This window comes from Nocardia sp. NRRL S-836, assembly GCF_001279525.1.
Lineage (GTDB): Bacteria > Actinomycetota > Actinomycetes > Mycobacteriales > Pseudonocardiaceae > Lentzea.
Genome location: NZ_LGDY01000115.1, coordinates 1 through 19,245, shown reverse-complemented (window position 1 = coordinate 19,245; position 19,245 = coordinate 1). Strand labels below are relative to the sequence as shown.

General features: G+C 72.3%; 17 protein-coding genes. 13 read left to right on the top strand and 4 right to left on the bottom strand.

The genetic code is table 11. From position 1 onward, the window contains the following. Nucleotides 1–32: 32 nt before the first annotated feature. The gene (locus ADL03_RS29340; RefSeq protein ID WP_197288740.1) at nucleotides 33–806 is read right to left on the bottom strand and encodes a class I SAM-dependent methyltransferase; all 774 of its coding nucleotides are present in this window, start codon (nucleotides 804–806) and stop codon (nucleotides 33–35) included. 196 nt (nucleotides 807–1,002) lie between these two features. Here ADL03_RS29340 and ADL03_RS29335 point away from each other — a divergent pair, with 196 nt between their 5' ends. Continuing rightward, the gene (locus tag ADL03_RS29335; RefSeq protein ID WP_053736813.1) at nucleotides 1,003–1,854 is read left to right on the top strand and encodes an NAD(+)/NADH kinase; all 852 of its coding nucleotides are present in this window, start codon (nucleotides 1,003–1,005) and stop codon (nucleotides 1,852–1,854) included. Nucleotides 1,855–2,029: 175 nt separating this feature from the next. Here ADL03_RS29335 and ADL03_RS29330 read toward each other — a convergent pair whose 3' ends face one another. Further along, nucleotides 2,030–2,572, bottom strand: coding sequence for an ABATE domain-containing protein (locus ADL03_RS29330; protein WP_053736812.1), 543 nt, complete (start codon nucleotides 2,570–2,572; stop codon nucleotides 2,030–2,032). Between the two features lie 71 nt (nucleotides 2,573–2,643). Between ADL03_RS29330 and ADL03_RS29325 the strand changes: the two genes are divergently transcribed. From ADL03_RS29325 to ADL03_RS29305, 5 genes are all read left to right on the top strand, one after another. Then, on the top strand, nucleotides 2,644–3,105 hold the full coding sequence (locus ADL03_RS29325) for a DUF664 domain-containing protein (protein ID WP_053736811.1): 462 nt from the start codon (nucleotides 2,644–2,646) through the stop codon (nucleotides 3,103–3,105). Continuing rightward, complete coding sequence (locus ADL03_RS29320) at nucleotides 3,102–4,202, top strand: MalY/PatB family protein (protein WP_053736810.1); 1,101 nt, start codon at nucleotides 3,102–3,104, stop codon at nucleotides 4,200–4,202. Before ADL03_RS29325 ends, ADL03_RS29320 begins: the two co-directional genes overlap by 4 nt. A gap of 64 nt (nucleotides 4,203–4,266) precedes the next feature. After that, nucleotides 4,267–7,722 carry a hypothetical protein gene (locus ADL03_RS29315; RefSeq protein WP_053736809.1) on the top strand — a complete coding sequence of 1,152 codons (3,456 nt, stop codon included), beginning with the start codon at nucleotides 4,267–4,269 and terminating at the stop codon, nucleotides 7,720–7,722. A 227-nt stretch (nucleotides 7,723–7,949) separates the two neighbouring features. Beyond that, nucleotides 7,950–8,663 (top strand): MgtC/SapB family protein, encoded by a 714-nt coding sequence (locus ADL03_RS29310; RefSeq protein ID WP_053736808.1) that lies wholly within the window; start codon nucleotides 7,950–7,952, stop codon nucleotides 8,661–8,663. A 270-nt stretch (nucleotides 8,664–8,933) separates the two neighbouring features. Further along, complete coding sequence (locus ADL03_RS29305) at nucleotides 8,934–10,136, top strand: hypothetical protein (protein ID WP_157529443.1); 1,203 nt, start codon at nucleotides 8,934–8,936, stop codon at nucleotides 10,134–10,136. A gap of 164 nt (nucleotides 10,137–10,300) precedes the next feature. Here the strand turns inward: ADL03_RS29305 and ADL03_RS29300 are convergent, their stop codons facing one another. Then, nucleotides 10,301–10,876: a TetR/AcrR family transcriptional regulator gene (locus ADL03_RS29300; RefSeq protein ID WP_053736806.1), complete on the bottom strand. Its 576-nt coding sequence runs from the start codon at nucleotides 10,874–10,876 to the stop codon at nucleotides 10,301–10,303. 83 nt (nucleotides 10,877–10,959) lie between these two features. Between ADL03_RS29300 and ADL03_RS29295 the strand changes: the two genes are divergently transcribed. From ADL03_RS29295 to ADL03_RS29270, 6 genes are all read left to right on the top strand, one after another. Continuing rightward, a complete protein-coding gene (locus ADL03_RS29295) occupies nucleotides 10,960–12,507 on the top strand; it encodes an MDR family MFS transporter (protein ID WP_231642396.1) in 1,548 nt (515 codons plus the stop codon). 3 nt (nucleotides 12,508–12,510) lie between these two features. After that, nucleotides 12,511–12,993 (top strand): universal stress protein, encoded by a 483-nt coding sequence (locus tag ADL03_RS29290; RefSeq protein WP_053736805.1) that lies wholly within the window; start codon nucleotides 12,511–12,513, stop codon nucleotides 12,991–12,993. A gap of 36 nt (nucleotides 12,994–13,029) precedes the next feature. Continuing rightward, entirely contained in the window at nucleotides 13,030–13,503 is a 474-nt protein-coding gene (locus ADL03_RS50550) for a GNAT family N-acetyltransferase (RefSeq protein ID WP_053736804.1), read from the top strand. Between the two features lie 459 nt (nucleotides 13,504–13,962). Then, nucleotides 13,963–14,973, top strand: a complete 1,011-nt coding sequence (locus ADL03_RS29280; protein WP_053736803.1) for a GTP-binding protein — start codon at nucleotides 13,963–13,965, stop codon at nucleotides 14,971–14,973. After that, entirely contained in the window at nucleotides 14,973–16,094 is a 1,122-nt protein-coding gene (locus tag ADL03_RS29275) for a GTP-binding protein (RefSeq protein ID WP_053736802.1), read from the top strand. Before ADL03_RS29280 ends, ADL03_RS29275 begins: the two co-directional genes overlap by 1 nt. 147 nt (nucleotides 16,095–16,241) lie before the next feature. Further along, the gene (locus tag ADL03_RS29270) at nucleotides 16,242–16,730 is read left to right on the top strand and encodes an NUDIX hydrolase (protein ID WP_053736801.1); all 489 of its coding nucleotides are present in this window, start codon (nucleotides 16,242–16,244) and stop codon (nucleotides 16,728–16,730) included. Nucleotides 16,731–16,799: 69 nt separating this feature from the next. Here the strand turns inward: ADL03_RS29270 and ADL03_RS29265 are convergent, their stop codons facing one another. After that, nucleotides 16,800–17,798, bottom strand: a complete 999-nt coding sequence (locus ADL03_RS29265; protein ID WP_053736800.1) for a helix-turn-helix domain-containing protein — start codon at nucleotides 17,796–17,798, stop codon at nucleotides 16,800–16,802. Nucleotides 17,799–17,928: 130 nt separating this feature from the next. On the opposite strand from ADL03_RS29265, the gene ADL03_RS29260 reads away from it, so the two are divergent. Further along, complete coding sequence (locus tag ADL03_RS29260; protein ID WP_053736799.1) at nucleotides 17,929–18,876, top strand: alpha/beta hydrolase; 948 nt, start codon at nucleotides 17,929–17,931, stop codon at nucleotides 18,874–18,876. Nucleotides 18,877–19,245 lie beyond the last annotated feature (369 nt).

The following is a 19,245-nucleotide window of genomic DNA, read 5'->3' as shown; positions in this document are numbered from 1 at the left end:
CGCGGTCCGGCCACGGACTGAGAGCCCGTTGTCTACACCTTGCTCGCCACCACCATGTAGTTCTCGGCCTCGAGGTTGAACGTGCTCATTTCCGTCTGGAGTCCGACCCGGTGCAACTCGGCTTCGAGTTCTCCGTATCGGTAGGGCCAGCTCGACAGCAGTTCCGAGCGCGCAAGAACCGACCCAGCCGCATCCACTTGCGCAATCGCAATCTCGATGTGGTGCTCGTCCTCCCAGTTCGGCGCGATGTCCCAGCGGTAGACCACGACGGCATCGCGACCGTTCCGGCGGACGAGCCGGTCACTGATGTCCAGCCGGGAACCTCGGGCCCTCACGAGTTCCCAAGTGCGGGACGTGAGTACCAGGCGCCCGCCACGGCGCAGAAGCCGTGACATCGACTCCAGAGCAGCAACTCTGCCTCGCGAGCCCTCGGCGTGGTGCAGCGAGTTGCCGACGCAGAACACCATGTCGAAGGTGTCGTCATCGAAATGGCCGGGCAACTCTTGCCAGTCCGCCCGCGCTGTCCGGACGGATGCCCCGAACTCCTCGGACAACTCCGCAGTCCGACGAACCATCGCTTCGCTGGCGTCGGTTGCGACAACGCGCATGCCAAGACCGGCGAGGCCAACCGCCAACTGTCCCGTCCCACACGAACAATCGAGGACGTGAGCGTTCGACGGCACAAGACCGAGGACGTCATCGAACGACGCAGCGAACTCGGCCGGAGCCAGCTTTGCATCTGAGATGAGCCACTCGTACACCTCGGCAAGCGCGTCATAGCCGATCACAACCACTACCTCCGTCACGCGGCAGACTCGCGGTGGCCATCAGTACATCAGCGGAGCAAGTCGGTCACCAATGGTTTTCGCGAGGGCAACGCGTCCGCGCCGGGCGGCAGCGCTGCGCCCGGCACGTCCACCGGTTGTGGCGGGCCCGTTGCACGGTCGCCGCCGAACTTGGGCAGACTGGCGACCGTGACCCAACACGTGAGGACGCGCTGACGTGCACGCCGCAGGACTGGTGCTGCACCCGCAACGGGACTCCGCCGCCGCTGTCGAGGCCGTGCTCGGCTGGGCGGCCAAGCGCGGTGTCGAGATCCTCGGCATCGACGACGAGATCCAGCGCCTGCGGTGCGCCGCCACCCCGGTGTCGGCGCAGGAGCTGGGCCGGCGGGCCGACCTGGTGGTGAGCCTCGGCGGCGACGGCACGATGCTGCGCGCGATGCGGCTCTCGGACGGCGAGAAGGCGCCGGTGCTCGGCGTGAACCTGGGCAAGCTCGGGTTCCTCGCCGAGGTCGACGTGCCGGACCTGCCCGCGGCGCTCTCCGCCATCGACGCCCACGAGTTCACCGTCGAGCCGCGGCTGGCGGTCGACGCGACGTTCGGTGAGCACGAGGTGACGGCGTTCAACGACATCGCCGTCGTGCGCACGCCGGGCCAGGGCAGTGCGCGGGTGGCGGTGCGGGTGGCGCGACAGCCGTTCGTCAGCTACGCGGCGGACGCCGTGATCGTGGCGACGCCGACCGGGTCGACCGCGTACAGCTTCTCGGCCGGTGGCCCGATCACCAGCCCGTCGGTGGAGGCGTTGCTGGTCACGCCCGCCGCTCCGCACTCCGCGTACAGCCGTGGGGTGGTGCTGTCGGTGCACGACGAGGTGGATCTTGACCTGCTGCCGTCCAGCGGGCGCCTGGCCGTCGAGGTGGACGGTCAGGTCGCGGGCTACGTCGAGCCGGGTGACCGGGTGTCGTTGCGCGGACGGCCGGCCGCCGCGCGGGTGGTGCGGCTGGGGATGACGACGTTCTACCAGCGGGCCCGGCGCAAGCTCCAGCTCACGGACTCGGCCGAGCTCACGTGATGTCCCGGCCCGTGGCGGGAAGGTCACGACGGCGCACCGCCGAGCAGGTTGGGCAGGAGGTCGGCCGGGCAGCACCTCAAACCGGTGGAGGGGCTGCCGGCACAGGTGACGCTGGAGGTCTACGACCTCGACCGGGAGCAGTACCAGAAGGTCGTGCTCCAGTGGCGCGCCGCCACTAGACCTCCGCCCTGCGCCGTGCGCGGTACTGCGCGGCCTTGATCCGGTTGCCGCACTCCTCCATGTCGCACCACCGCCGGTTCCCGGTGCGCGAGCGGTCGATGAAGATCCGGGTGCACTCGTCGCGTCCGCACTCCCGGATCACCAGTTCGTCCTTGTGCGCCAGCAGGTCCGCGGCGGCACGGGCGATCTCGCCGCCCAGCGCCCGGGCGGTGCCGTGCCTGCGCATCCCGGCGGCCGTCAGCGTGAACGACGGCGCCGGCGCGTCCGCGTAGGAGTTCACCCGCCGCAGGTCGTCCTCCGGCCAGCCGCTGTCCGCGAGCGTGGCCTTCACCAGGCGGTACACCGACTCCCGCAGGTCGACCAGCGCGGTGAACTGCGCGGCGGTCACCTTCGGCTCCTCGGTCACCACACCGGCCGCCACCGCCCACGCGCCGACGTCCCGCGGCGTGGCCAGCAGCTCCTCGGAGTCGCCGTCCCGCCACTTCAGGGTGCCCAGGAAGTCCAGCGCCAGGTCGCCGCTGACGAACGCGAAACTCACGTAACCATCTTGACAGGTGACACGACCGGGCGGCAACCTGACCGTCACCAGCTAAGAAGGTGACGCCACTGATGATCACTGTTGAGCAGTACCTCCACTTCACCGGCCAGGCACTCGACGGCATGGCCGACACCGTGCGCGACCTCGGTGCCGACCGCGCGTGCCGGACACCCATTCCCGGCGTGAGCAGCCCGTACGCGTTGCTCACGCACTGCCTGGGCGTGATCGACTACTGGGCGGGTGAACTGGTCGCCGGCCGTCCGGCGCACCGCGACCGCGAGTCGGAGTTCACCGCGGCCGGCCCGGTCGAGCCGCTGCTCGCCCGTGTCGAACGGACGAAGGCGGCACTGGAACGGGACGTGCGGCAGGCCGACCTCCGCGCACCGCTGCGCGCCGAGCCCGACTCGACGTTCCTCGGTCCGGGCATCCCGCTCGACCAAGGCGCCGCGCTGCTGCACGTCTACGAGGAGCTGGCGCAGCACCACGGGCACGTGGACATGCTCCGCGCCGTGATCGAGCGGGGCACCGCATGAGCTTCGACCGCATCGACGAGACCCGGCTGCGGTCGGGCTCCGGCGTGAAGTGGGGCTCGCTGCCCACGGGCACGATCGGCGCGTGGGTCGCGGACATGGACTTCGGTCTCCCGCCCGCGGTGAAGGCGCGGCTGTGGCAGGAGGTCGAACGCGAGGACTTCGGCTACCCGCACTGGCCCTCCGGTGACCCGGTCGTGACCGCGTTCGAGCAGCGCATGCACACGCGCTACGGCTGGACGCCGTCCTCGGGTCACACCAGGGTGTTCAGCGACCTCATCCAGGTGCTGCAGGTCGTCATCGAGCACACCACCTCGCCCGGTGACGGCGTGGCGCTGCACGTGCCGACGTACCCGCCGTTCCTCGCGAGCATCGTGCGGGCGGGACGCCGCGTCGTGCCGATCCCCATGCGGCACACCGCCGAGGGCTGGCGGTTCGACGCGGAGGTGGTGCGCGGGCAGGGGTGCAGGCTGCTGGTGCTGGTCAACCCGCAGAACCCGACCGGCCGGGTCTTCACCCGCGACGAGCTCACCGGCCTGGCGGCGCTGGCCGAGGAGCTCGACCTCGTGGTGCTGTCCGACGAGATCCACGCCGACCTCACCCACCCCGGCCACCGGCACGTCCCGTTCGCCTCGCTGAGCGGGGAGACGGCCCGGCGCACGGTCACCGCGACCTCGGCCACCAAGGCGTTCAACATCGCGGCACTGCGGTGCGCGGTCGCGCACGTCGGCGTCCCGGCACTGCGCAAGGCGCTCGACGCGGCGCCGCTGGACTACTTCGGTACGCCGAACACGCTGGGGCGCGCGGCGACGGTGGCGGCGTGGCAGGACGGCGACAGCTGGCTCACCGAGCTGCTGCTGACGTTGCAGCGCAACCGCGACACCGTGACGCGGTGGGTGGGGCCCGGTCGCGGCTACCACCCGCCGGAGGCCACGTACCTGGCGTGGTTCGAGGGCACGGCCGGTGACGGGGTGAAGCTCAGCGAGGGGTGGGAGTTCAGCGCGGGCACGGACGTGGACACCTCGGCGTTCGTGCGGCTGAACTTCGCGACGAGCCACGACACGCTGACCGAGGTCCTGCGGCGGCTGGCACCCGCGTAACGGTGCGCGCGCCGGGCCCGATGTTCTCCGGCACGGCCAGTCGCGGCGGGAGGTCAGGGCTTCGATGTCGCCCGAGGTCAGCAACGTCTTCACCGGCAGTGCGAACACGGTAGCCCAGACGGGCCACGTGTACGGGGACGTCCACTTCCACGGCGGCTGGCAGGCACCACAGGACTTCACCGGCATGCTCGAGCCCCGCGAGGTCGAGCTGCTCGGGCGGGAGCGGGAGCTGCGGCGGCTGCGGGACTTCTGCCACGGGCCCGACCCGTACCTGTGGGTGCGGGCGAAGAGCTGGAGCGGCAAGTCGGCGCTGCTGAAGGAGTTCGCGCGCAGGGAGCACGAGGGTCTGTCGCTCGTCTGGTACTTCGCGCGGCGCGGTCACTCGAACGACCGGGCCGACTTCGTCCGGGTGGTGTGGCACCAGCTCGCGGCGTTGCTCGGTGAGGGCGTGCCGGCCGACACCCGGCTCGACCGGTACGGGTTCCGGGCGTTGCTGGCACGGGCGGCGGAGCTGTGCGAGGGCACGCTGGTCCTCCTCGTCGACGGACTGGACGAGGAGGCGGACGACGAGGACGGCGGCATCGTGCACCTGTTGCCGGCGCGGCCCCCCGCCGGGCTGCGGGTGGTCCTGTCGTCGCGCTGGCAGCGGCCGTTGCCGGAGCGGGTGCTGGTCGACGAGCCCGGCCACCCCCTGCTCTCGCCGGACGTCGTGTGGCCGCTGCCGCCGTCGGAGCACGCGACGGTGATGCGGTCGGCCGCGCACAAGGACCTCCGGGCGCTGACCCGCGGCACGAAGGTGGAGAAGAGCCTGCTCGGGTACGTGACGGCGGCGGCCCGCGGCTTGACCGTGCGAGACCTGGCGGAGCTGCTCGACGTGTTCGACGACGAGGTGGCGGCGGTGCTGGAGGGTTTGACCGGCCGCAGCTTCGCGCAGGCGCAGAGCCTGTGGCGCCCTGGGCACGTCCGCTACTTCCTCGACCACCCGAGCCTCCAGGAGGAGGCCGAGGAGAAGATCGGCGACCAGCGGCTGGCCAAGTTCACGCGCAAGCTGCGGAAGTGGGCCCGGAAGTGGCGCGACCGCGGCTGGCCCGTTGACACGCCCGAGTACCTGCTGCTCGACCACCCCGCGGAGGACCGGGTCCGGCTCGCGCTCGACCCGGCCCGGCACGTCCGGCTGCGCGCGCTCACCGGCGCGAACGTCCTCGCGCTCAAGGAGATCGCGGCAGCGCAGGAGGAGCTCGCCGACGGCCGCGACCTCGCCGCGCTGGCCAAGCTCGCGGTGCTGCGCGACGACCTCGACCGGCACACCGCCGTGATCCCGCCCGAGCTTCCCGTCGTCTGGGCCGGCCTGGGGCACCTGGCACGGGCGGAGAGCCTGATCGCGGAGCTGCCCGCCCGTGACCGGGTCAAGGCGTGCGCGGCGGTGCTGGCCCGGGCGGAGGACACCGCCGTGGCCGGCAAGTTCCGCGCGCTCGCGGAGAGCTCCCTGGAGCTCATCGACGTCCCGGAGGTCCGCGGGACCGCGCGGGCCGACCTGGCGCTCGCGCTCATCGCGGCCGGCGACCTCGACGCGGCGCAGTCGCTCGCCGAGCAGGCGGGACCCGAGTTCCAGACCGTGATCCACGAGGAGCTCATCGCCGCCGCCTGGGCGGTGGGCGACCGGGCACGGGCGGAGGCGGTCTGTGCCGCCGCCACGACGCTCAAGCGGAAGGTCCGGCTGGTCACCGCCGCGGCGGTCGAGCTGGCCGCGCGCGGCCGGTACGCCGAGGCCGCCGAGTTCGTGAACGCGCGGATCGAGGACAAGTACGCGCACGCCGAGGCGATGGCCGGGGTGGTGTGCGCCGTGGCCGACCGCGATCCCGACCAGGCGCTGGAGATCGTGCGCGGCAGCCGGAAGTCCGTGCGCTACCGCCAGGTCAAGGGCGATGTCGCGATCGCGGTCGCGTTGCACCGCCGCGGGAGGTCCGCGCAGGCACGTGCCCGGCTCGAGCTGGCGGAGACGCGCATCTCCGGCAAGATCCTGCCCACGTGGTACGACGGCGCCGTCAACGAGATCGTGCGCGGCTGGGTCGTGCTGGGTGACCCCGGCCGTGCCGTCCGGCTCGGGAGGTCCCTGCGCGGACCCGACACCCGCGGCCGCAACCTCGTGTCGCTCGTCGACCTCCTGGTGCGCGCGGGTTTCCACGGCCACGCGAGCGAGCTGGCCAGGACCGCCTGCGCCGACCTCGCCACCGTCGTGCCGCTGTCCCGCCGCACGGAGGGGCACCTGGAGCTGGTCAGGGCGGTCGCCCACCTCGGCGACCCCGGCCTCACCTCGGCCATCGCGTCCAAGGCCCGTGCCGCCGTGGCCGCCCTCCACCCCGCCACCCAGCCGGCCGCACTGGCCGCGATCGCACTGGCCCGTGACGCCACCTCCTCCCCTGACCGGCGCGCCGGGCTGGTGGCCGAGCTGCCGGACCAGGGCCAGCGCCGCACCGCCCTCATCGATCTCGCGCTCGAGCTGGCCGAGGCCGACGACCTCGCGGGCGCGTTGCGCGTGGTCGCCCGGGTGCCCGACCCGGCCGCCCAGGCCGAGGTGCTCACCGTGCTCGCCGCCGGCGTTCCCGAGCAGGCGCAGCGCCTGGCGGAGGCCGCGGAGGCCGCCGCCCGCGCCACCACCGACGGGAGCCGGTCCAAGGTGCGCGCCCAGGTGGCCCGCGCACTGCTGCGCATCGGCAGGCCCACCGAGGCGCTGGCCGTCGCCCGCCCGATCACCGACCCTTACCTGCACGCCACCACGCTGTCGGCGATCGCCGACGCCGTCGCTCCCGCCGAGGCCGAGCGGATCGCGTGCGAGATCACCTACCCCTACTACCGGGTGCGCGCGCTCGCCGCCGTCATGAGCGCCACCACCGACCCCCGGCACGCCGACGCGCTGCTGGCCGAGGCCCGGTGCGCGCTGCCCTCCGTGGACGCCGACTGGCAGCTGGCCGCGCACACGTTCCTGGCCGTGGCCACGGCCCGTGCGCTGGGGGTGCCGGCGGCGGACGAGCTGGTCGGCGCGGCGGAGAAGCTGGTGGAGGACGCGGCCGCGGGCCAGGCGAACGGGGTGCGCGAGCTCGCCACCGCCGTCGCGGGCTTCGGCCAGCACCACCGCGCCGCCCGCATCGCCCGCTGCATCCACGACGTCGCCCTGCGGTGCCGGGCGTTGAGCGAGGTCGCGGTCATCACGGCGGCCCAGGGCGAGGTCACCACCGCTGCCGAGTTCGCCGGTGCCGTGCGGGTGATGGCCATCGCGATCGGCGACGCGGAGGAACGCGCACGCGCGCTGACGGCGGCCGACGAGGCGGACGCCGCGTGCTCCGCTCCCGCGACCGCTCACCGCTCACCGCAGGCCGATCCGCCTCCGGCGCCCTCCCGCCAGGAGCTCGCCGGGCAGCTCACCGGCAGCACGTGGACCGGCGCCCTGCCCGCGCTCGCCGACGTGGACCCGGACGCGTTGTGCGAGCTCGCCGACGCGTTGCCCCGCCTGTACCGCTGACGGTCCCACCACACGGGCGCCCTCGGGACGCGGTACGCCCGGCGCCGCACGTGATCCACTGCCGGGAATCCCCGGTCACCAGCTCTGCGAAACGCGAATGATCGTCGCGCTCATCCCTTGGTGGCACATCGAGCGCACCGGGTGGCCGGTCCGAACGTCCACATCAGATACTCCCGTGTGGACCGCGGAGCGGGCGGATTCTGCCACACCCGAGGAAAGGCAGCACGATGACCACTGCGGAGATGCTGCTGCGACTCGGCACGGGCGTGGGCCTGGGTGCGCTGATCGGCATCGAACGCCAGTACCGCGCCCGAATGGCCGGTCTGCGCACCAACGCGCTGGTCGCGGCCGGCGCCACCCTGTTCGTGCTGCTGTCCGCGCACGGCTTCACCGGCGCCACCGCGGACCCCACCAGGGTCGCGGCCCAGATCGTGTCCGGCATCGGTTTCCTCGGCGGTGGCGTCATCCTGCGCGAGGGCCTGACCGTGCGCGGGCTGAACACCGCCGCCACGCTCTGGTGCTCCGCCGCGGTCGGCGCGCTGGCGGGCGCGGGCCTCTACCTCGAAGCCGTCGCGGGAGCCGTCGTCGTGGTGGCGGTGCACCTCGTGCTCCGGCCGCTGGGCCGGGTCGTGGACCGGCGCCCCGACACCGGCGACGAGTCACCGGCCACCTACACATTCCTCGCCGTCACCAGGGACGACGCCGAAGCGCACGTGCGCACGCTGCTCGTGCAGGCGTTGTCGCGCACCGACTTCGCGTTGCAGTCGGTCGAGAGCACCAACGCCGGCCACGCCGGACTGGTCGAGGTGAAGGCGGCGCTGAGCGCGGAACACCGCGACGACAAGCAGATGGAGTCCGCGGTGAGCCGGCTGTCGCTGGAGCCGTCGGTCACCAGCGTGCGCTGGCGCGTCCACGCTCCCAGCGAGCGCGACGAGGACTAGGACGGCTGGTGGCACCGGCGGTGACGCGGTCATCCGATCAAGCGTCCGCTGCCCGGGGCGGACTCCCTCTTTCAGGTGCTGCCGACATCAGCGCAGGCGTAACGGATGTCGCCCATCCAGCTAGTACGTGGCCAGCATGTTTTTCGGGCCCCAACGCGGCTACTCCGGATCGCGGAGTCACGGCGTCCGCGTGAACGTGAATCCGTTGTCACACAAGGACATGCGACCTGAATTCATGTTCGAAGAACTTGCCGTCAAGAAAGGAAGACCATGCGCGAGAAAGTCAAAGGCGGCCTCCTGGCCGCTGCCATGGCTGGTGGCCTCGTCCTGACGAGCGGAGCGACTGCGACTGCCGTTGTCGCCGGGCACCACCCGCACTGGACCGGCGGGGCGGGCCACCCGGTGGCCGAAGCCCTTCTCGGCCACCACGCCTCGGCGCTCGCCCTGGCTGGCCATGGCGCTCCCTCCGGTGAGGGTGGCAACGCGGTGAGCCACAACACCGCGACGTCCGGGGACTCGGGCGACTCGGTCGACTGGAACGACGACGACTGGAACGACAACGACAACGACTGGGACGACGACGACTCGGACGGCGGTCCCACCGGTGACACCGGTGACGCCATCAACGTCAGCTCCACCAACGGCGGCAACACCGGCCATGGCGGCAACGGCGGCGACGCCGACGCCACTTCCGAAAGCCACGTCGCGGTCTACGAAGACGACGACGATGACGATGACGACAAGGACGGTGCGCACCAGCAGGAGGGTGCGCACCAGCAGGACGGCGTGCACCACCAGGACGGTGCGCACCACCAGGACGGCGTGCACCACGGCTCGGACGCCACGGCTGTCGCCGTCGGCGGCAACGGCGCGCCCTCCGGTGAGGGCGGCAACGCGCTCAGCCACAACACCGCGACGTCCGGCGAGTCGGGCGACTCGGGTGACTCCGGCGACACGGGCCACAACTCGGCGATCGTGATGTGCGTGAAGGCCACCTGCCTGACCGGCCTGTGGTCCGGCCACTCCGGTGACACGTCCACCGGCAACACCGGCGACGCCGTGAACGTCAGCTCCACCAACGGCGGCAACACCGGCAACGGCGGCAACGGCGGCAACGCCGACGCGGACGCCAACACGAACGGTCACGGTCACGCCACGGCGGTCGCAGCGGCCGGACACGGCAAGCCTTCCGGTGAGGGCGGCAACGCGCTCAGCCACAACTCCGCGACGTCCGGCGAGTCGGGCGACTCCGGTGACTCCGGCGACACCGGCCACAACTCGGCGATCGTGATGTGCGTGCAGGCCGACTGCTCGACCGGCGTCTGGTCCGGCGCCTCGGGCGACACCGGCACCGGCAACACCGGCGACGCCGTGAACGAGAGCACCACCACCGGTGGCAACACCGGCCACGGCGGCAACGGCGGCAACGCCGACGCATGGGCGACCAGCTGGCACGAGGGGGACCACAACTGACTGATCACCGACTGAGCTGACCGCCCCGCGGGTGCGGGCGGGATCGGAGGACCGGTCCCGCCCGCACCCGCCGACCACTTTCCGGGGAATTTATTGCACAGCAACACTTCTAGGTGAACACGGTGGTTCTCCAGCGCCGGGGCGGGCCTGTTCGTCGAACGCGGCTAACCGCGGAGCTCACACCGGCCGAGCAGCCGGTCGACCAGGTCGGGCAGCCGTTCGTCGGCGCCTTCGAGCCACAGCGCGATGCCGGTGCGGACCACCGCGAGGAACGTCGCCGCCATCAGCCGTGCGAGCTCGGGGTCCGGTCCGCGCGCGACGAGCACAGCCGCGAGGTCGCGCTCCACCGCCACCTGGTCACCCGCCTGCCGCGCGAGCAGCGACGGGTGCCTGCGCAGCATCCGCAGCTGGGCCATCCACTCCACGTCGGGCACCGGCCGGGTGTCGTACAGCTCGGCGGTGGCGGCGCGCAGGGCCGGCCACGGCTGTTCGTCCGCCGGACGTGCGGCGACCAGCCCGACCAGCGCCCTGGCCCGTTCGCGCTCGGCCTCCAGGACCGCGTCCTCCTTGCCGGCGAAGTAGTTGGAGAAGGTGCGGCGGGAGACCCCCGCCTCGTCCGCGATGTCCTCGACCGTCACCCCATCCAGACCGCGTTCCATCGCCAGGCGCAGCGCCGCGGTGGCCAGCGACCGCCTGGTCACCGCCTTCTTCTGAGCGCGGAGCGTGGTGAGGGTCTCCATGCGCTCAGCGTAGCCCTGGAGTAAGTTGCCCATTGTGCAAATTTGCACGACGCGCAATAATTGAGGGGACGAAGGGACTCGGGGTGAAGACGGAGAAGAACGGCGCGATGGGGCACCGGCAGGTGCTCGAGTCGTTGTCCGGACTGCTGCTCGCGTTGTTCGTGGCCATGGTCAGCTCGACGGTGGTCTCCACCGCGCTGCCGCGGATCATCGGCTCGCTGAACGGCACGCAGACGCAGTACACGTGGGTGGTCACGGCCACCCTGCTCACCGCGACGGCCACGACCCCGATCTGGGGCAAGCTCGCCGACCTGTTCAACAAGAAGACGCTGGTCCAGGCCGCGATCGTGATCTTCGTGATCGGCTCGCTGCTGTCCGGCTTCGCCCAGGACACCGGCCAGCTGATCGCCGCGCGCGCGTTCCAGGGCCTCGGCGTCGGCGGTCTGCAGGCGCTGGTCCAGGTCGTGATCGCCGCGATCATCCCGCCCCGTGAGCGCGGCCGCTACAACGGCTACCTCGGCGCGGTCATGGCCGTCGCCACCGTCGGCGGACCGCTGCTGGGCGGCCTGATCGTCGACGTGTCGTGGCTCGGCTGGCGCTGGTGCTTCTGGGTCGCCGTGCCGATCGCCGCGCTCGCGTTCGTCGTCCTGCAGGCCACGCTGAAGCTGGAGACCGTCCGCAGGCAGAACGTCAAGATCGACTACCTCGGTGCGGTGCTGATCGCCGCCGGTGTCAGCGTCCTGCTGGTCTGGGTGTCGTTCGTGGGCAACTCGTTCGACTGGCTCTCCTGGCAGACCGCGGCCATGGTCGGCGCCGGTCTGGTGCTGCTCGGTGCCGCCGTGGCGGTGGAGCTGCGCGTGCCGGAACCGGTGGTGCCACTGCACATCGTCGTCCAGCGCACGCCCGCGCTGGCGATCATCGCGAGCCTCTCGGTCGGCATGGCCATGTTCGGCGGCGCGGTGTTCCTGGGCCAGTACTTCCAGATCGGCCGCGGCTACTCCCCCACGGAGGCCGGCCTGCTGACCATCCCGCTGATGGCGGGCGTGCTCGTCTCGTCGACCGTCTCCGGCCGCATGATCAGCCGCACCGGCAAGATCAAGCCCTACATCGTGTCCGGCACGATCATCCTGGTGTTCGGCTTCCTCGGCCTCGGTTTCGTCGACCACGCGACCGCGCTGTGGATCGTGGGCATCGCGATGGCCGTGGTGGGCATCGGCGTCGGCATGACGATGCAGAACCTCGTGCTGGCCGTGCAGAACAGCGTGCCCCTGCGCGAACTGGGCGCCGCGAGCGCCACGGTCACGTTCTTCCGCTCGCTGGGCGGCACCATCGGCGTCTCGGTGCTCGGCGCCGTGCTGGCCAACCGCGTCACCGCCGACCTGTCCGCCGCGCTGCACGTCCCCGCGGGCCAGTCGACCGGCGAGACCAGCGCGCTGAACCTCCAGGCCCTGCCGCCGCAGGTGCAGACCGTCGTGCACACCGTCTACGGCGACGCCACCGCCCACATCTTCCTGATCTCCGCGGCGGTGGCCGTGGTGGGCGTGGTCGCGGCACTGCTGCTCAAGCCGATCACCTTGCGCACCACGATCGACCTCGAGAAGAAGGACACCGACTCCGCCGTGGTGAGGTGACCCGTGGACCCCTCCCCCAACGCCTTCGACGCCACCAAGGACGACTTCGGCCCCCACCCGGCGCCGTCCGCCCGCACCATCCTCGTCGGCGTGGACGGCTCCGACACGGCCATGCGGGCCGCTGCCTTCGCCTTCGGCACGGCCCGCCGCCAAGGCGCCCGCCTGGTCGTCACGTTCGTCGCCAGCCACTCCTCCCTGGCCGCGCTGAGCCCCGCCGTCGCGTCGGTCTTCGAACACGAGGCCACCGCGAACCTGCACGCCGAACTGCGCGCGCAGATGCAGGCGGCCGCGGAGGAACTGGACGTGCCGGTGACGTTCGTGAAGACCTTCGGCGACCCGTACACCACCCTGCGCGACGCCGCGGACCGCTGCCAGGCCGACATGGTGGTCGTCGGCGCCTCCCAACAGGCAGGCCACCGGTTCGCCGGCTCGGTGGCGACGAAGCTGATCCGCTCGGGCCACTGGCCGGTCCTGGTCGTGCCCTGACGTTTTTTGTCGGTGCTCGTCGCTACCGTGATTCCCATGCCTGAAGTGACGTTGCGAGAGATCGAAGAGTCCGATCTGGACACGCTGTTCGAGTTCATGCGTGACCCCGAATCGGTACACATGGCCGCCTTCACCGCCGCGGACCCCGACGACCGCGCGGCGTTCGACGCCCACATGCGCAAGGTGCTGTCCACACCGGACGTCACGAACCGCGCCGTCCTCGCCGACGGCCGGTTCGTGGGCACCATCGCGAGTTTCGTGGTGGAGGGCGACACGGAGGTCACGTACTGGATCGACCGCAGCGCCTGGGGACAGGGGGTGGCCAGCCGGGCTTTGGCGCTGTTACTGGAGATCGTGCCCGTCCGGCCGGTGTACGGGCGGGCGGCCAGTGACAACGCCGCGTCGCTGCGGGTGCTGCGGAAGGCCGGGTTCGAGGTGGTGGGGACCGACGTGGGGTATGCGAACGGGCGGAAGGGGGAGGTCGAGGAGACGATCCTGCGGCTGGGCTGACTCGGGGTTGGGCTGACTCCGGGCGAGCCGACTCCGCGGCGGGTTGACTCGGGGCCGGTTGGCTCCAGGTAGGCCGACTTCAGGCAGGTCGTCTCAGAGCGCCTGGGTCGTTCAGATGCGTGCGTTGCCAGGGACGCATTGCCTGCGGGCGCGGGCTGACCGGTGCTGCTGGCACGTGCGGCTTGGGCGCCGTCGCCGGATGCGGAACACGGCCGACAGCCAGCCCATCCTCACCCGCCGCACCCTCGATCTCGCTCCCACCGGCCGCACCCCGTAGACCGCACCCGACCGCCCACGCCTAACCAACCGCATCCCGACGTGCGGCAGCACCTATCGCGCAGCGGCACCCATCACTCCACCCCGACAACCCGGAGGAGGCCCGCCCTCGTCATCCGTCCACTCCCCGTCATCTCCCCACCCTGCCGCTAACGATAATCATTGTCATGTACCCTCTCCTTCATGGCAGCGAGGGTCGTAATGGTCGCCGGGTTCACGCAGCACGACGTCGCGGACGAGCTGTGGCGGGCGGCGCCGGAGTCGGTGCTGGTGCGGCACGACCTCACCGGCCTCGCCGAAGGCGTGGTGCGCAGGTGGGTCGACGGCAGGTTGACGGTGCTGGAGCTGGCGCACGGGTGTGTGTCGTGCACGTTGCGGCTCGACCTGGTGCCGTTGCTCGAAGGGCTGGACGCGCGGGTGGTCCTGCACCTCGACCCGATGCTGGAGCCCGAGGCCGTGTGCTTCGCGCTCAGCGGGACCGGGGTGCGGGTCGAGGCAGTGGTCACGGTGGTGGACCCGGCGACGTGGCTCGCCGACGCGACCGGTGGTGACACGCTGGCCGAGCGCGGGATGGGTGCGGCGGCCGAGGACGAGCGGACGGTGGCGCAGGTCGTCGTGGGGCAGGCGGAGTTCGCGGACGCGTTGGTGCTGACGAACGATCCCGACCCGGTGACGGCCGCGGTGCTGGACCGGCTCAACCCGGCGGCGCCGCGGCAGGTGCTCGACGGGCTGGACGCGGGTGCGTTGCTCGGCGCCGTTCCCGACGACGCGCGGCGGGGTGGGTTCGACGACGGGTTCGGGTCGTTGCTCTACGGGGCGCCGCCGCTCACGCCGGCGCACGGGGTGTCGGTGGTGCGGTTCACCGGCGTGCGGCCGTTCCACCCGATGCGGCTGCACCACGCGGTCGACGTGCTGCTCGACGGGGTGGTGCGCACGCGCGGGCGGGTGTGGGTGGTGAGCCAGCCGGATGAGGCGTTGTGGCTGGAGTCGGCGGGAGGTGGGTTGCGGGTCGGCAACCTCGGGCCGTGGCCGGGGGCGCGGGAGCAGGAGCTCGTGGTGATCACGACGAAGGACCCCGCGCAGATCACCGCGGCGCTCGACAACGCGGTGGTGACGGACGAAGAACTGGCGTTGGCGGCGGAGCTCGACTTCGTGGACCCGTTCGCCGAGTGGCACGAGGAGTCGGAGATCTGATGCGCACACCCGTGACGGTGCTGTCGGGGTTCCTCGGCGCCGGCAAGACGACGCTGCTCAACCACGTGCTCGCCAACCGCGAGGGGCGGCGGGTGGCGGTGGTCGTGAACGACATGAGCGAGGTCAACATCGACGCCGCGCTCGTGGCCGGGCAGGGCACGCTGGACCGCACGACCGAGCGGCTGGTCGAGCTCACGAACGGCTGCATCTGCTGCACGCTGCGGGAGGACCTGCTGGAGAGCGTCGGCGAGCTGGCGCGGTCGCGGCGGTTCGACACGATCCTCATCGAGTCCACCGGGATCTCCGAGCCGATGCCGGTGGCCGCGACGTTCGAGTGGACGTTCGACGACGGCACCAGCCTCTCCGACCACGCGCGCCTCGACACGATGGTCACCCTCGTGGACGCGGCCGGGTTCCTGCGCGAGCTCACGCGGGGCGACCGCCTCGCCGAACGCGAGCTGGCCGCCGCCGAGGAGGACGAGCGCACGATCTCGGACCTGCTGGTGGACCAGGCCGAGTTCGCGGACCTGCTCGTGGTCAACAAGACCGACCTGGTCACCGCCGACGAGCTCGCGGTCCTCGACGCGGTGCTGCGCCGCCTCAACCCCACCGCGCGCCTGCTGCACACCCGCCACGGCGTCGTGAACCTGGCCGAGGTGTTCGACACCGGCCGCTACGACCCGGTCACCGCCGCCCAGTCCCCCGGCTGGGCACTGGAGCTGGCCGGCACCCACACCCCGGAGACCGAGGAGTACGGCATCCGGTCGGTCACCTACCGCTCCGACCGGCCGTTCCACCCCGGCCGGTTGCTCGCCGCACTCGCCGACTGGGAGGGAGTGTTGCGCAGCAAGGGTTTCTGCCACCTCGCCAGTCGCCCCGACGTGCTCGCCGTGTGGTCGCAGGCCGGGCCCAACCTGACGCTGGAACCCGGCCAGCTGCTCGACGGCGAGGCACCGCGGCAGGAGCTGGTGTTCATCGGCGTGGACCTCGACCCCGGCGAACCACGCCGCCGCCTCGACCCCGCGCTGCTCACCGATGACGAGCTGGCCGACCCCTCCCGCTGGCCCGCGTTCGACGACCCGCTGCCGCCGTGGAGCACCGAGGACCTCCACATGCATTGAGCGCCAACAGTTCTGTCGCGTTCGTGGGACACGTGCACCAGCGGCGTGGCCGGGTGCACCGCAGCCTTCCCGAGGCCGCGTTCGCGGGCGTGCTGCGGCCTGGCCAGGGGGTCCTGGCGGGAATCGCCGGGGTGGGACGATCGTCCGGTGGAGCCGGAGATCGTGGTGGATCCGGGGGTGCGCCTTCCGGGCGTGGCGCCGGGTCAGGTGTGGGTGGTCGGCGCGGTGGTCCTCGACGTGGAGGGGCGCGCGTTCGTCCAGTTCCGCAGTGCCCGGCGGCGATTGTTCCCCTGCACCTGGGACGTCGTGGGCGGTCATGTCGAGCACGGCGAGACCGTGGTGCAGGCGTTGCGCCGGGAGATCGCCGAGGAGACGGGGTGGGTGTTGCGCCGGGTGGTCCGCGACCTGGGCACCAGCACGTGGGAGGCGGGCGACGGGATCGTCCGGCACGCGGCCGATTTCGTGGTGGAGGTCGAAGGCGACCTGAGTCGGCCCGAGCTGGAGTGGGAGAAGCACCCACGCTTCGCCTGGGTCGGTGCCGATGGGTTGTCACTGCTGATGGAGAACCGGGCGCCCGGCGACACGGCGGTCCACGACGTCGTGGCACGCGCCCTGGGACGACCCGGCTGGTCATGACCGCTGGCCTTCCCGGCAACCGGAGGCTTTCCCGGCAACGCCTCACCGGCCAGGCGCTGCGGGCGGCGTTCAGGCGTTGTCCCGCAACCGCCGCAGCAGCAACGCGAGGTGCAACCGGAACCGCCCGCCCGCCGAGTCGACCTCGAACCCGAGCACCGACTCGGCGCGGGCCAGGCGTGCGGTCATGGTGCTGTGGTGGCGGTGCAGCACCACGGCGGCCTTGCGCACGGAACCATTGGCGCACAACGCGTCCAGTGCCGCGACCGTGTCCGCGCCATGCGGTTCGGCGGCGAGCCGGTCGAGTGCGCGGACGTCGTCGAGCGCGGCGATGTCCGCCTGGTCGATCCGCTCGGCCACCAGCGCGAGGCCGCCGAGCCGTTCCCACCACACCACCGGCTCGACGTCCGCGGTGTAGCGCAACGCCTGCGCCGCGGCCTGCCACGACCGGTCCGCCTCGATCGCGGGCACCAGCGGCCCGACGCCGATGCGCACTCCCGGCACGTCCGGCACGTCCACCGTCAGCACCGCACGGACGTTTCCGAGCACCACCGACCGGCCCGGTACGTCCGCGGTCGTGGCCAGCACCCGCAGCCTGCTCGTCGCGCTGATGCCGAGCAGGTGCAGTGCGCGGGACCGTTCCGCCGCGCCGACACCCCCGGACAGCACCAGTTCCACCAGCGCCGGATCACCCAGCTCCGGCAACGGCACGCTCGAGTGGTTCAACAGCACGGCGGCGGCGATCGCGAACCGTTCCAGCAGCATGTCGTCCAACGGCACGGGCGCACCGGCGCGGGCCACCCACACCTCGGCGCCGCCCTCCAACACCCGCACCGCTGCCCGCGCGGGCACGGGTCCCGCCGTCACCGCCGAGCCGGGCGCGGCGCGCAACGACACGCCCTGCCCGGGAGCGCACAGGCCGACCGGGCAGCCGGCGAGCTCGGCGGTGGTGCGCACCAGGGTGTCCAGGCCCGCGCGGTCGGTGATCAGGCGGTCGAAGAACCCGATCACCCGCACGGCGTTCTCGGCATCGGCGTCCAACCCGGACAACCGCAGCAGCAGGCCCTTCATCCCGTCACGATAGCCCCGCCGGACGGCACGGCGGCCGGACCAGCGGGCCCGCCAACCGGCTGCCTCCGCGTCCCGATTCCGCGCCACCTGTCGGATGCCGGGGTCCGCGCCGCGCGACGATGATCGGTGCATGAGCTACGCCATCGACCCGGAGCTGCTCCCCTGGCTCGACATGCTGCCCATCGGCCCGATCACCGACCACGAGAAGCTGCTCGCCACGCGTGCCGGGCAGAGCGACCTCCTCAGCGCCATCCCGCCGTACGAACCGGTCAACCCGGTCGACGTCCGCGACACCACGGTCCCCGGCCCCGCCGACGCACCGGACGTGCCGGTGCGGATCTACACCCCGGCCGGCGCCGAACACCCCGCGCCCGGCCTGCTGTACATCCACGGCGGCGGCTTCATCATGGGCGACCTGGAGATGTTCCACTCCCCCGTGCTGCGCATGGCCGACGAGCTGGGCGTGGTCATCGTGTCGGTGGACTACCGGCTGGCGCCGGAGCACCCGTTCCCGGCCGGCGTCGAGGACTGCTACGCGGCACTGGTGTGGACCGCCGCCAAGGCCGACGAGCTGGGCATCGACCCCGACCGCATCGGCGTGGCCGGCGAGAGCGCGGGCGGCGGGCTCGCGGCCGGCGTCGCGCTGCTCGCCCGCGACCGGGGCGGACCGCGGCTGTGCTTCCAGCTGCTCGGCATCCCCGAGCTCGACGACCGCCTCGACACCGAGTCGATGCGCGACTACGTCGACACCCCGCTGTGGAACCGGCCCAACGCGATCTTCAGCTGGGCCAGCTACCTCGGCGGCGCCACGGACGTGTCGCCCTACGCGGCACCCGCGCGGGCCACCGACCTGTCCGGGCTGCCGCCGGCGTTCGTGACCGTCTGCCAGTTCGACCCGCTGCGCGACGAGGGCATCGAGTACGCCCGCCGGCTCTCGCACGCGGGCGTGCAGGCCGAGCTGCGGCTGTATCCGGGGACGTTCCACGGGTCGAGCCTCGTCGAGAACGCCGCGGTGTCCCGGCGGATGTTCGCCGACGAGATCGAGGCACTGCGCCGGGGGCTGCGGATCACCGGATAGCGGGCTCACCAGGCGGAGCGGGTTGTCGGAGTGCAGGCGGGCGGAGGGTGGGGCGGCGCGCACGCGGCGGGCGGGAGTGAGCGGCGCGCGGAAGCGAGCGGCTCGCGGAAGCGAGCGGCGCGCGGAAGCGAGCGGCGCGCGGAAGCGAGCGGCGCGCGGAAGCGAGCGGCGCGCGGAAGCGAGCGGCGCGCGGGAATGAACGGCGCGCGGGAATGAGCGGCGCGCGCGGCGTGCGGTACACACGCCGCGTGCGGTGCGCGCGACGTGCGGTGCGCGCTCGGCGTGTGCGCCATGGGCGGTAGGCACGCGCGGCGGGCATGCGCGGCGGGCGGGAGTGAACGGCGAGCGCAGGCGTGCGGCGGGCGCGGG